The following is a 13585-nucleotide window of genomic DNA, read 5'->3' as shown; positions in this document are numbered from 1 at the left end:
CGGTTGTTTCGACTGAACTGACCTGCTAGCTCGTCATCAGCCGCCACGGTCTTCCAGAACGCTTCCCTAAATTCTTTCCAAGAACCGTACGTCCCGGCATTCATGGCGTCCTTGATCCTCTTAGGAATCCATCCAGCATTGCCGTGCGAACCCTTCAGCCAATTGCCGGCCGCCCCCGAAGCTTCGGAACGGAGCGCGGTCGAGGTGCCACCACTCGTCCCCCCGCCAGGCTTGCGGAGGACAGCGCCTCCAAGCATGACGCCGACGAATCCTGCGTAGGCTTCGTCCTGCCTGCCTGCGGCAAAGTCGTCATAGAAGCCGGTTGCCGCGTCAGCATAGCCCTGAGCCTGTTCGGAAAAGCTGGCCTGGCTCCGTCGGCTACGCAGCTCCCGAAGGTTGATCCGAATCCGACGAGGTACTCTGCCGACTCAGTAACGTTCGAGATGAGAGTGTCGAAGAAGATCCCCGGGACGAATCTGTGCCCGTCGATCTCGATCATGGAGATCGGGTTCCCAGCGCCGAAGGCGTACCGGTTGCCGGTGTACGGGTCACTCCCGAGCCCGAAGTCGGCCAGGGCTCCGTTGTACATGTCGCGGGTCGTGAACCGGTTCAGGCCCGGTGAGTAGTCACGGAACCCCATGTCGTAGGTCCCGGTGCTGGCATCCCACCTCTTGGCGTTGTACCGGTAGGCGTTATACGGCTCCGCATCCTCCGGCGCGCCGGCCTCGGGCTTGTCGATCCCGGAGTACTCCGCATCGTCGGCGTCGCCATAGGCGGTGTATCCATAGGTCGCGACCGCGTCACCTGCATCGTCGGTCAGCGTCTCGACATCGGTGTGTGCGTTGTACCCGTAGTACGCGCTCTCCCCCGCCTCGACGCCCGCCTCCGGGTCGGCCTGGTGCGTGATCTGCGACAGCCGCTGACCCCACGGTGAGTACTGGTACGACTTCGTCAGCTCACCGGCGACCTCCTCGCCCAGCACCTCCGACGTCAACCCGAGGTAGGTGTAGTCCGTCGTCTCGCCGCCGGCGGTCTTGGACGCGGTCCGGTCCAGCGGGTCGTACGAGTAGGTCGTCGATTCCATCCCGCCGGACTCGTTCAGCTTCTCCGACGCGGCGATGTGGTCGAACCCGTCGTACGTCGTCCGGCTGATCGTCAGCCCCGCCGAGACCACCGACGTCTGCCGACCGAAGGGGTCGTACCGGTAGGACGCCGTCGCACCATCAGCCGTCGCCGTCAGCAGCCGGTTGCGGTCGTAGGCGTACGTCGTCGCCGTCTCGCCCACGTTCTGCGAGATGACGTTCGCGTTGTCATCGTGCACGTACGTCTCGGTCTTGGCCCCGTTGCCGGTCTTCACCGACTGGGAGAGCCGGTCCACCGGGTCGTACGAGTACGTCGTGGTGCTGTTCAGGAACGCACCTGCCACATCGGCATTCGCCTTGGAGGCGACGTCGGTGGCCTTGTTGCCGTTGTTGTCGTAGGTGTAGGCGTGCGACGCGACCAGCGCACCGCCCGACTTCTCCTCACGCAGCGACTTGAGCGCGCCGTCCAGGAAGTACCCGTTGGTGACGACGTTCCCGTTGGCCTTCTTTTCCGTCGCCCGCATACCCCGGTTGTCGTACGTGTACCGGGTCACCTTCGCCGCCGCGGTGTCGTTCAGGTCGTCCACCGACAAGGACGTGAGCGGGCCCCGAGCATCGAGCGCAAGGTCGTAGGTGTACTCCGACCGCTGGTCCGGGTGCGCCACCGTCAGCGGCTGCCCCAGCACGTCGTACGTGTACGACGTCGTCGCCGTGTCCTGACCCGCCAGCGCCTCCTTGACGCTCGCGACCTGGTTCAGCCCGGTGTAGGTGACCTGGTAGTCGTCCGCCCGAGCACCCGACGAGGTGTCGTTGATCCCCGTGAGGTTCCCGTTGACGTCGTACGAGTACGCGAACGCCCGCGCCTCCGTGTCGTTGTCGGCGGCGTTGTCCCGCACCAGCCGCACCCCGTCGGCGATCACCTTGCCCGTCGCCGACGGCTTCAGCGTCACCGTCACCGGGTCGCCCTTGCGCAGCACGACCTGGCCGACGTCCTTCCACCCGGCGGCACCCGTGGTCTGGTTGACCGTGTAGGCCGGCTCGGTCACCACACCGCCGTGACCGTCCCCGTCCTTGCCGTGCGTCAGCTCGAACTTCGCGTCCGTGGCCGCACCCGACACCTGCGGGTACGTCACCGCCACCTTGTACGTCCCGTCCGCCGGCGCGTCCAGGGTCCACGTGAACTTGTCCGTGCTCGACGTCGCCGCCGCGTGCGTGCGGTGGTTGGTCCCCTGCTCGCCCGCCACCGACGCCGTCGCCCACGTACCCGTCGCGGTGACCAGCCCGGCCGTGTCGTTGTCCGTCACCACCGAGTGCGACCCCACCGGCACACCGTCGTCAGCCTTGGTCTTCAGCTTCCCGTCCGGGAAGTACGACCAGGTCATCGTGCGGTTCGCGGAACCGTCCGCCGAGGTGAGCGTGCGCGCCGTCTGCGCACCCAGGTCGTCGTACTCGTACGTCGTGGAGATGTCCCAGGCGTCGTCGGACGTCTTGATCCACCCGTTGTCGAAGTACTCCGTGGTCGACTCGTTGCGCGCCGTCTGACCCTCCGACGGCGGCATCGACGTCTTCACCGCGCGGCCCGCCGCGTCGTACGTCGTCTGCGTGAACACGTTGGCGTCGTTGTACCGGCTGTCGGCCGGGTCGTACGGCTGGAACTGCTTGACCGGCCGGTTCAGTGCGTCGTACTCCGTCCGCGACGCGAAGTCGTCCGCGTTGGCCGTCGCCACGCCTCGCGGTGTGATCACCCGCGTGGTGTTGCCGACCTCGTCGTACTCCACCTTCGTGGTCCGGTACTGCACCACGCCGCCGACGCTCTCGTGCGGCGTCTTGGTCTCCACCTGGGCGCCACGCTCGTCATAGGTGACGTACGAGGTGTTGCCGTCCGGGTCCGTCGAGGAGAGCGCCAGGCCGTCCGCGTCGTACTCCGTCGAGCTCGAGTTGCCGGCCGCGTCCGTCGCCGAGACCGGCCGGTGGTTCAGGTCGTACTCGGTCGTGGACGTGAAGTCGTCCGGGTCCGCCGTGGCGTTCTTCTTCGGGTCGACCGTCTTGACCAGGTTGCCGACCTCGTCGTAGCTGTACCTGATGACGTCGCCGTCGGCGTTGGTCACCGACGCCTGCTGGTAGATCGCGTCGTACCCGTAGGTCGTGACGAAGTCCGTGGCGTCGCCGGTGGTGGCCACACCCTTGGGCTCGGTCACCGTGGCGAGGTTGCCGACCGTGTCATAGGCGTACACGCTCGCGCGCTCCGGACCGGTGGGCGTGTCCTTCGGCATCGTCGACTTCGTGACCTGGTCGGTCTTGTCGTACGTCGCCGTGGACACCGCCCCGTTCGGCGCGGTGGAGGTCGTCACGTTGTCGTTCGCGTCGTACACCGGCGCCGGCGTCGTGATCGTCTCGTCCGCCGACTTGCGTACCGTCGAAGCCAGAGGCCGCCCGAACGCGTCATACGCCTGCGTGACCAGCCCGTCCAGCGGGTCCTCGACCTGCGTCACCAGGCCGCGCCCGTCGTTCGAGTACGTGGTCCGCGAGACGTTGCCCAGCGCGTCCTCGGTCACCACGGGGTAGCCCACGTCGGTGTACTCGCGGTACTCGGTGACGTTCTCGTTCGCGTCCTTGGCCGTCAACAGCTGCCCGAACGTGTCGTACGTGTACGACGTCGTGTAGTCGCCCGCCGTCGCCGTCGCGATGCCCTTGCCGTCCGTGACGGTCAGCAGGTTGCCCTTGGTGTCATACGTGAACTGGTTCTTGCGGCCCTGCGGCGAGGTCGTCTTCGCGATCTGCGCGACGTACCCGCCGTCCCAGGTCAGGTACTCCATGACCTGCGCACCGGGCGGAGCCTGCTCCGCCGTCTCCCCGGGCACACACTCGGACGCGGCCGGAGCCCCGCCACGCGCGTCGTTCTGCTCGGCGTCGCGCTGCCACAGCGGGTACCCGGTCTTCGGGTCGTAGCAGTACGCGGTCACCGCGCCGTTCGCCTCGGTCAGCGTCCGGACGTTGTTGTCCGTGTCCCAGGTCAGGGCGACGGTCTCGTCCTTCGCGTTCGTCACCGACCGCGGACGGCCGAAGTCGTCCGACACGTACTTCGTGACGTGGTCCTCGGCGTCCGTGACGGTCGAGTTCCACCACCCGGCCGTGGTGTGCGGCGCGTAGTCGAACGTCGTCACGCCGTCGTTGCGGTCGGTGATCGTCTGCACCGACCAGTGGTCCTTCGGGTCGTCGCCCTCGGACGGGTAGAAGTACGACAGCTCCGTGTCGTTGCCCCGCGGGTCGGTGATCCGCGTGAGCTTCGCGTTCTTGTTGCCCTGGTCGGCGTCGTAGGTGAACTTGAACGTCTTGGCGATCGACGCGCCCGACGCGTCGGTGGCGCCCGCGCCGTCGATCATCCGGCCCATAAGGCCCTTGCCGGTGTAGTAGAACTCGATCTTCCGGCCGGAGATGTCGGTGATCGACCGCACGTGGTCGTAGATCTTTGAGTTGTTCAGCCCGCCCGACCCGGCCACCAGGTTGCCGGTGGCCTCGTCCACGTACTGCCAGCCGGTCTGGCCCTTGGTCCAGTAGTTCACCGTCAGCGTCTGCCGGCCCGTGGGGTCGGTGACGTACTGCAGGAACTTGCGGGGCTGGTTGTTCGACTGGCGCTCGGCGTACGTGAACTGCTGCGTGTTGCCGTTCTTGTCGATCACCTGGTTCAGGTAGCCGTCGCAGCCGAACACGAACTTCGTGCCGTCCGGGCGCAGCATCGTCCAGGCGTCCGGGTCCGGGTCCTTGTTGGACGCGCGGCAGTCCACACCGGCCTTCTGCGTCAGCCGGTAGTTGACGCCCGCGGGCGCGTCCCACTGGCCCGTGGTGGTGTTCAGCCGGAAGACGTGGGTCGTGCCGTCGCCGTCGGGCAGCATGACCTCGCGCGGCGAGTTGTTCGGGTGGAACTCGAGCGGGGCGCCGAGCCGGATCGGCCCGGACACCTGCGCCGACCAGCCGAAGCCGGAGACAGTGTCGGAGGTGTCCTGCGAGTTGTACGAGAACCGCGCGAAGGTCGACAGCCCGCGGCCCGGGTTGCTGAACGCGTCGTACGACCAGACGGCGTTGCCCGCCGCCACGTTGTTCATCACCGTGGCCCCGGCGCCGGTGTTCTTCCCGGCGTAGGTGTAGAAGCTCTCCAGGCCCAGCTGGTCGGACGTCGGGTCCTCGACCGCGACGTTCTGCTTGAGCTGGCCCGCGGGCAGCGCCGCGATGCCGGCCGCGGCCAGCGCGCCGGCCTCGGTCTTCTCGGCCAGGTCCGCGGTGGCGACGGTGTCCAGGCCCCGGGCCGACGCCGCGGCCTCGACCGAGTCCTCACCCGCGGCCTCGGCCTCCTGGCGAGCGGTCTTCGCCTGCGCCGCCGAAGCGGTGTTCGCGATCGCCCACGACAGCGAGTAGTCCGAGCGCAGGTTTCCGTCGCTGACGGGCGGTGCGACGACGGACGCCGTGATGTCGGCGACCTCCCCGGACGACAGGTCCTGCGGCAGCGCCGTCGTCGTCGAGGTCGAGCCCGGCGCCACGGAACCGTCCGGCAGCGTCCAGGACGCGACCAGCGCCTGCGAGCCCTTGACCCAGGTGGTCGAGGTCGTGTTCGAGACCGTCACCGGCACCTGGTAGGTCGTGCCCGGCGTCATCCGCTCCGGGGTGTCCGGCGCGTAGAACGTGTCCTCCGGAGCCGTGGACAGGTACGTGACCGACAGGCGCGGTCCCGAACGCTCCAGGCCGTTGTTGTCCTCGGCCTCACCCGAGGCGAAAAGGGACCGGTCCTGGGACGCGGCCTCGTCAGCCATCTTCACCAGGAGCGACTTGTGCCAGGTCGGGTTGTCCACGAACGCCTGGGTCACCGCCTTCGCGTCCCAGGACAGGCGCGACGGGCCCTCGCCCACACTCGACACGGAGGACTGCGCGACAGACGTGAAGCTGCCGCCCGCGTTCCAGGTGCCCGGACCGGTCCCGTCCGGGTCGTTCCAGGTCGCCTTCGTCTCGTCGAAGTCCACCGTGGCGCGGCGCAGCTCGTACACGCCCTGGGTCGGGTAGATCATCGACCCGTCAGGGTTCGTGCGGGTGGTCTCGGTGGTCTCCTGCCACATCCGCAGCTGCGCGTCCGTGACGACCGCCCCGGCCGGAACCGTCCAGTCCTCGAACTCCATGACCGTGCGCGTGTCGCCGTAGACCGTGGACGCGTTCCCGACCAGGTCCCAGCGCTGCGTGGTGATGTCCTGCACCGAGTCCCAGTTGGCGTTCGGCTGGGCCGACGCGAGCGAGGTGTCCCCCGTGGCCCGGATGACCTTGGTCGTGTGCCCGGCCTTGGGCAGGCGCACGATCTGCGTCGAGGACGGCACGATCGCGCCGTCCTTACGCTTCACCGCGACCTGGTAGTAGTACAGCTTGCCCTCGCCCGTCGCGTCGGCGGCGGTCGGCACCGCCGTCGTGTCGACGAACGACGTGGTCCCCGGGGCCACCGGCGCCACCAGCGTGGTGGCCGTGGGATCGAAGGTCTGCGAGACCGAGCGGTGCACCTGGTACTCCACCAGGTTGTCGCTCGTGGCCGACGACGGGTCCTTGTACGCCGACCAGGACAGCTCCGCGCCCGTGGCGTGGATGGTGTCCGGGATGTCCATGACCACACCGGGCTGGCCGTAGGTGACCGTCAGCCGCGGCATGTTGCGGGTCTCGCCGCCGTAGGCGTTCTCACCCGCCTCGTAGCGCGGACCACCCAGGGGGCCTGCGGCGGTCTCGTCGGCCGCCTTGATCATGAACCCGTTGTCGAGCGTGGGGGTCTTGGCCCACTCGCCGACCGTGCCGCTCACGTCATAGGTGTGCCACTTGCCGATCTCGCCGGCCGTCCGGACCTCGGTGGCGTCCTTGATGAACCGCACCCCGTCCGCGATCACCGCCGTCGACGACGTCGCCGGCGTGTCCAGGATCTCCACCTTGCCGCTGGTGCCGGCGTCGAAGGTGTGCGCGGCGACCTGGCTCCATCCCGTAGCCGCCTGCTGGTTCACCGTGTAGGTGTGCACCGGGTTGCTGGTGGCGTGCGTGATCCGCACCGGCACCTGCGTGGACCGGTTGGTACCGGTCACGTTGTGCAGCCACACCTGCCACAGCCCGGAGGCCGGCAGGTCGGGGGTCCAGGTGAAGATGTCGCCCGCGATCGTGTCCCGGTTGAACTGGTAGTCGCCGCCGAACCCGTCCGCGCCCGTCGCCGAGGCGGGCCAGTTGCCCGTCGCCGACGCGTACGGTGAGACGTTGTTCAGGGTGCGGCGCGTGCCCGCGACCGCGCCCATCAGGCCGTTCGCGCTGTTCCACGTGGTGCTGGCGGACGTCCACGGTGCGGTGACCTCACGCACCTCCAGCGGCACGCGCGTCGCCCAGTCGGTGTGCGCCTGGTCGAAATAGAGCTGCAGGTCGGCATGCGTGACGTTGGCACCCACCGGCACCACGCCGTCGTCACCGACCAGATCCGGGAACTGCACCATCGACCGCGCGACGCCGCCCTCGGTACGACCGACCGAGAGCCGCGACGACGCGAAGTAGCTGGTGGTCGGTGCCTCCGACAGGATCATCGTGTCCTTCGAGAAGTCACCCGTCGGCGAGACGATGATCGTCGGGTCCACCGTCACCGGCCACACCCGCGCCTCGTCGGTGAGCCACTCCTCGTCCGGCGTCACGGTCAGGGTCCAGGCACCCTTGCCCGAACTGCCGCCCGCCCGCTCGAGCGCGTAGTCCACGTCCGTCGAGACGGCCGCGCCCTGGTCGTCGGCGGCGGACAGCTTGCCGCCCTGCGTGGTCTCGGCCTCGCGCGAGTCCCACATCACGCCGGCGGGGATCGACGCCACCGGCTCGGGGGCGAGCTCGGAGTAGAAGCCGATCGAGCCGTCGTCCTCGACCCGCGGGGTCAGGTCGCCGAGGTCGGACAGCGTGAACGTGAACTCGGCCGGGTCGGCCCCACTCGGGGCCTCGGCCAGGACGATCGACTCCTTGACCCGACCGGGCAGCACCTCGTACGACAGGTCCGCGCCGCCCAGCGCCGCGACGTCCGGGTGCGTGACGGTGTCGCCGTCGACCCGCGGGGAGGACAGGTCGTCCGCCTCGGCGTCGGGCAGCCCGAGCGTCACACCCCGGCCCGCGGCGTCCTCCACCCGCACGACCCGGTCCGGCCGCTGGCCGAAGTACGCGCGGGCGGTGTTCGCCACGCTCGCGTGGGACCAGCCGTCCGAGGTGGCGGCCTTGCCCGCCTTCGCGGACAGGCCCTTGGCCTCCGCACCGGCTACGGCCTTGCCGGTCGCGGCGACCGTCGTGTCGATCTCGGTCAGGCCGTCGCGCGCGGTCTCGTAGAACAGCGGCTCGGCCGACAGCTCGACCTGGCGCTGGCCGTCGTCCAGCAGGAACGTCCGGGTGTTGACCGTGCGCTTGCCCGTCAGCTCGCGGACCCGCTCGCCCGGCTCACCGGCCGTCGCGATCGGCGCGTCGACCGGGTGCTGCTGCGTCGCGAGCGGGGCGTCCGCGGGGATCGGCTCGCCCTCGGGCTCGTCGTCACCGCCGCCGAACAGGTCCGTGAACCAGTTCCCGCCCTTGTCCCGGTCCTGGTCGGGCGAGGTGTCGGACGGCGGGGCCGCGGCCTCCGCCGCAGCCGCGCGATCCGCCTCGGAGAGCCCGTCGTCAGGCGTCGCAAGGGCGGGCGCCGCCGGCACCAGGTACACGCCGACGAGCGCGGCGGCAGTCACCCCCACCGTCGACGCGCGGATCCACCACCGCACGCCAGGCCTGGGCAGCGTCGTCGAAACCGCAACCGGACCGGTCGTCCTGCGCACCATCGAAACCCCCTGAGCGGCGCCTCCACCACTTCCAGGCAGAGGTCAAGAAACCTCCGGTAGCGAACCAGCGCCTGCTCAGGACGAACAGAGGAAGAAAACCTACGGGTGAAACTGAATATCGGGATATGTCGGACTTTGACGTCCGCTCGTCGACCTGCTTACGGTGTCGGTCCATGCCGCGAAGCTGAGGGTTGGGGGAAGGAACCGCCACGATGGGGAGCTCCAAGAGGGCCACCAGCGAGAACCTGCTAGCCGTACTCACGCTCCACGAGAGCGGCTCGTACGGAGCGGCAGCCAACGCTCTCGAACGCGACTCCGCTACGGTCAAGTACCACCTCATGGCGACGCGGCAGGCGTACGACGACGACGTGCTGACCTACAGCGAGGGCAGCTGGCAGCCGACGGCCAAGGGCGAGCAGATCCTGGAGCTCGCGAAGTCGGCCCGCCTGCTGAACGAGGCGCTCCGCGGGTTCGACGACACGGATCCGCCCGAGCCGGTGCCGGCATCCGAGGACGCGGCCTGACGGCCGGCCCCCTTCTCGGTCCCGCGCACCCACCCCGCACACGCCGGTCAGGTCCCCGCGAGCGCCCCCGCCACCAGCGTCCGCAGCTCCGGCACGACGTCCGCCTCGAACCAGGGGTTCTTGGCCTGCCAGCGGAAGTTGAGCGGCGACGGGTGCACCAGCGGCACGGTCTCCGGCAGGTACTCCCGGTAGGCCCGCACGGTCTCCGTCAGGCTCTTCTTGGCCCGGCCGCCCAGGTAGTACTTCTGGGCGTAGCTGCCCACCAAGACCGTGAGACTCAGGCGCGGCAGCTCGGCGAGGATCCGCGGATGCCACCGCCCTGCGAAATCTTTGCGCGGCGGCAGGTCGCCGGACGCCCCCTTGCCGGGGTAGTAGAAGTCCATCGGGAGGATCGCGAACAGGTCAGGATCGTAGAACTGCTCGTCGGTCACGCCGAGCCAGGACCGCAGCTTCACGCCGCTGGCGTCGTTCCAGGGTTTGCCGCTCTCCTGGGCCTTGCGGCCGGGGGCCTGCCCCACCAGGGCGATCCGGGCGCCCTCCGAAACCGAGTAGAGCGGCGCCCAGCCGAGCTCGGCGGCCCACGCGTTGGACGGGTCCGCGGCGATCTCCGCGCGGATCAGGTCGAGGGTGCTGGCCACGGGCCCAGTCTGTCCCCCGTGCGAGCTACCCGCGAGTGTCCACCCCGCGGTGACGACTGCTGACCTGGGAATTCATAGCGTTCGGGGTACCCCGCGGCGCCCGGCCGCGGCCCCTTCCCAAGGAGTCATCGTGCGTCTGGTGTGGCAGCTCATCGCGATCGTGGCGGTCTCGTTCCTCGGCGGCCAAGGCCTCGTGGCGGTCCAGGACAGCCCCTGGCTGACGCTCGCCGTCGGCCTCGCCACGGCCGTGGTCGGCGTCGTCGTCTACAGGTGGGTGGTGCGGCTGACCGAGCGGCGCCCCGTCGTCGAGGTGGCCCTCAAGGGCGGGGCGCCCGCGCTGGCCTGGGGCACGCTGCTCGGCCTCGGTCTGTTCGGCCTGGTCATCATCAACCTCGCCTTCCTCGGCAGCTACACCGTGCACGGCCTCGGCTCGCCGCTCGGCGCCCTGGGGTTGGTCGGTTTCATGGCCGCCGCGGCCGTGACCGAGGAGCTGATGTGGCGCGGCGTCCTGTTCCGGATCGTCGAGGGCTGGACCGGCACCTGGATCGCGCTGACGATCACCGGCCTGCTGTTCGGCCTGGCGCACCTGCTCAACGCCAACGCCACCCTGTGGGGCGCCGTCGCCATCGCCATCGAGGCCGGCGGCATGCTCACCGCCGCGTACGTCGCCACCCGCAAGCTCTGGGTGCCGATCGGCCTGCACCTCGGCTGGAACATCGCCGGCAGCGCCATCTTCAGCACCGAGGTCTCCGGCAACGACACCCCGCAGGGCCTGCTCGACGCCACCACGCAGGGCCACGTGCTGGTCACCGGCGGCACCTTCGGCCCCGAGGGCAGCCTCTACTCCGTGGTGTTCTGCGCGATCACCGCCGCGATCTTCCTCGTCATCGCCCACCGGCGCGGCCACATCGTGCCGGCCCGCCGCGCCGCCCGCGCCGAGGTGGCCGCTAGGCTCCCCCGGTGATCGAGCTGAGGCAGGTCCCGGACCGGTGGCGCCGTCTCGACGTCACGGTCCGGGACCTGCCGCTCGCCCTCGGGCTCGCCGGCGCGGCCTTCCTGCCCGCGCTGCGCGACAACGGCACCCAGGTCGGCGAGCTGCCCGCCCGCCCCCTGGACGGGTGGGCGGTGCTGGTCATCGCCCTGGAGTGCCTCCCCCTCGCCGTCCGACGGCGGTGGCCCGCCCTCACCATGCTGCTCGTCGCGGCCGGCTTCGCCGCCGGCCAGTTGTTCGGCTACCACTCGTTCGCTGGCAACGCGCTCGGCATCGCGCTCGTCAGCACGGGCGCCCACCTGGGCCGACGACGGCGCGTGGTCGCTGGGGTCCTGACCGTCGGCTACGTGGCGCTCGCGGTCGAGCTCGACCGGCTGACCGGGGCCGAGCGCCTGGACGAGTTCGTGACGTTCTACCTGGCGATGGCCCTCGCGTGGGGCATCGGCGCCTGGCTGCGCTCCACCCGGGCGGCCGAGGCCGAGCGCCGACGCCGGGTCGCGCAGGACACGCTGACGGCGGAGCGCACCCGTATTGCCCGCGAGCTGCACGACGTGGTGACGCACCACGTCACCGCGATGGTGGTGCAGACCGAGGCGGCGAAGTATCTGACGGCGGTGCCCGACCGCCTGGAGCAGTCCCTGGACGCCGTCACGGACACGGGCCGGCGCGCCATCGCCGACCTGCGGCACCTGCTGGACCTGCTCGATCCGGGGCACGACGGCGCCGCCCGGACGCCGTCCGCCGCCGAGGTCCGCGTGCTCGTGGAGCAGACGCGCCGGGCCGGGCAGCCCGTGGACCTGACCGAGGAGGGCGAGCCGGCCGGGTCGGCGGACAGCGCCGGGCTGACCGCCTACCGCGTGGTGCAGGAGGCCCTGACGAACGCGCTCAAGCACGCGCACGGCGCGCCGACGACGGTGGCGGTGCGGCACACGGAACTGGAGGTCGTGGTGGAGGTCAGCACAGCGGGGCGGGGTGGTGGTTCGGGATCCGGTGGGTTTTCGGGGGCCGTGGCCCCGGTTGTTGTCCCCGGCGGCAGCGGCCGAGGGCTGGCCGGGCTGCGCGAGCGCGTCGAGGCCCTGGGCGGCGAGTTCGGCACGCAGCGGCTGGACGACGGCGGCTTCGTCGTCCGGGCGCGCGTGCCCCGCACGTACTCGGCGGCGGGAAGCCGGTCGTGAGCGCGGGCGAGTCGGCCGGGTTCGGGGCGCGCTCGGCGTCCGCAGCACCGGTCGGCCCGGCCGCGGCGGCTGCGCCCTCCGCGGCGTCCGTCGGCCCTGCCACGGCGACCGGCCCTGCCGCGAACCCGCCCGTCCGCGTCCTGGTGTGCGACGACCAGGCCCTGATCCGCACCGGCTTCGCGACGATCATCGACGCCCAGCCCGACCTGGAGGTGGTGGGCGAGTGCGCGGACGGGCGCGCCGCCGTCGACCTCGCCCGCCGGCTGGAGCCGGACGTCGTGGTGATGGACGTGCGGATGCCGGTGCTCGACGGCATCGAGGCGACCCGCCTGCTCGCCGGCGCCGGGGTGGAGCGCCCCGTCAAGGTGCTCGTTGTGACCACGTTCAACCTGGACGAGTACGTCTACGAGGCGCTGCGCTCGGGGGCCAGCGGGTTCCTGCTCAAGGACGCCCCGGCAGCCCAGCTCCTGCAGGGGATCCGGACGGTCGCGAGCGGCGCCGCGCTGCTGGCCCCCGAGGTGACCCGGCAGCTCGTCGGCCGGTACGCGGCCCGGATCCGGCCCGCCGGGAACGCCCCCGCCGACACGACCCTGACCCCGCGCGAGCTGGAGGTGCTGCGCCTCATCGCCGACGGCCGGTCCAACAGCGAGATCGCCGCGACCCTGGTGATCAGCCAGGAGACCGTCAAGACCTACGTGTCGCGGCTCCTGGCCAAGCTCAACCTGCGCGACCGCGTGCAGGCCGTCGTGTACGCCTACCGCACGGGCCTGGTGACCTGACAGACGAGGGCCGACGTCCGCGGGTCCGGGTGATCTCTTGGCACCAGGCGGTAGCGCCCACGGCCCGGACGTACGTTGAAAGTCCGGAGGGCGGACCGGGTCCGACCGACCTACCCGGACGCCCTTCACCACAAGGAGGTGGTGAACATGAGGCGTGTCATCCTGACGTGCGTCGTCACAGCGGGGCTGACCCTCGGCGGCGCCATGTCGGCCATGGCGGGCGAGACCAACGGCAACGGCGACCCGATCCCGGGCGCGCACAAGGCCAGCTCGGCGTGCGCGTTCTCGGGCCGTGACCTGCCCGACGCGCAGGAGAACCAGCCGCCCGAGTTCAACGACGACTTCGTCACGGACGGACGGGTCCAGAGCTACGGCAAGTACGTGAGCCACGGGCTCAAGGCCGCCGTGCCCAGCCCCGGCGTCGCCTGCCGCGGCAACGTCGACTTCGAGGGCTGACGCCGAGGGCTGACGTCGACGCACGGCGCGCCCGGGGTCCTGCCCGGCGTCGCCATCCCCTTTGAGGCCCAGGTTTCTTCGCTTTCGACTGTCCGAAAGCGAAGAAAC

Annotated in this window: 7 protein-coding genes and 1 pseudogene; 5 read left to right on the top strand and 3 right to left on the bottom strand. The window is 70.3% G+C overall.

Annotation, left to right across the window (positions count from 1 at the left end; all coding sequences use genetic code 11):
• A pseudogene (locus ACFWEJ_RS19610) lies at positions 1-257 on the bottom strand (hypothetical protein); the annotation flags it as partial.
• On the bottom strand, positions 155-8857 hold the full coding sequence (locus ACFWEJ_RS19605; protein ID WP_377230871.1) for a DNRLRE domain-containing protein: 8703 nt from the start codon (positions 8855-8857) through the stop codon (positions 155-157). The gene ACFWEJ_RS19605 and the pseudogene ACFWEJ_RS19610, both read right to left, overlap by 103 nt.
• Before the next feature lie 269 nt (positions 8858-9126).
• Between ACFWEJ_RS19605 and ACFWEJ_RS19600 the strand changes: the two genes are divergently transcribed.
• The gene (locus ACFWEJ_RS19600) at positions 9127-9438 is read left to right on the top strand and encodes a hypothetical protein (RefSeq protein WP_377230870.1); all 312 of its coding nucleotides are present in this window, start codon (positions 9127-9129) and stop codon (positions 9436-9438) included.
• Between the two features lie 47 nt (positions 9439-9485).
• Here ACFWEJ_RS19600 and ACFWEJ_RS19595 read toward each other — a convergent pair whose 3' ends face one another.
• Positions 9486-10076, bottom strand: coding sequence for a uracil-DNA glycosylase family protein (locus ACFWEJ_RS19595; protein ID WP_377230869.1), 591 nt, complete (start codon positions 10074-10076; stop codon positions 9486-9488).
• A 130-nt stretch (positions 10077-10206) separates the two neighbouring features.
• On the opposite strand from ACFWEJ_RS19595, the gene ACFWEJ_RS19590 reads away from it, so the two are divergent.
• From ACFWEJ_RS19590 to ACFWEJ_RS19575, 4 genes are all read left to right on the top strand, one after another.
• Positions 10207-11040 carry a CPBP family intramembrane glutamic endopeptidase gene (locus tag ACFWEJ_RS19590; RefSeq protein ID WP_377230868.1) on the top strand — a complete coding sequence of 278 codons (834 nt, stop codon included), beginning with the start codon at positions 10207-10209 and terminating at the stop codon, positions 11038-11040.
• On the top strand, positions 11037-12242 hold the full coding sequence (locus ACFWEJ_RS19585) for a sensor histidine kinase (protein WP_377230867.1): 1206 nt from the start codon (positions 11037-11039) through the stop codon (positions 12240-12242). The genes ACFWEJ_RS19590 and ACFWEJ_RS19585 overlap by 4 nt, the downstream gene beginning before the upstream one ends.
• A 140-nt stretch (positions 12243-12382) precedes the next feature.
• A complete protein-coding gene (locus ACFWEJ_RS19580; protein WP_377230872.1) occupies positions 12383-13021 on the top strand; it encodes a response regulator in 639 nt (212 codons plus the stop codon).
• A 147-nt stretch (positions 13022-13168) separates the two neighbouring features.
• A complete protein-coding gene (locus ACFWEJ_RS19575; protein ID WP_377230866.1) occupies positions 13169-13477 on the top strand; it encodes a hypothetical protein in 309 nt (102 codons plus the stop codon).
• Positions 13478-13585: the final 108 nt, after the last annotated feature.

The sequence above is a fragment of the Promicromonospora sp. NPDC060204 genome, assembly GCF_042728455.1.
Lineage (GTDB): Bacteria > Actinomycetota > Actinomycetes > Actinomycetales > Cellulomonadaceae > Promicromonospora.
Note: the sequence above shows the minus strand (reverse complement) of the source record. Positions and strands in the feature narration are given on the sequence as shown.

Bases quoted from the DNA above. Each gene is read 5' to 3' on its own strand.
- ACFWEJ_RS19600 (WP_377230870.1), top strand. From the start codon at position 9,127: ATGGGGAGCTCCAAGAGGGCCACCAGCGAGAACCTGCTAGCCGTACTC.
- ACFWEJ_RS19575 (WP_377230866.1), top strand. From the start codon at position 13,169: ATGAGGCGTGTCATCCTGACGTGCGTCGTCACAGCGGGGCTGACCCTC.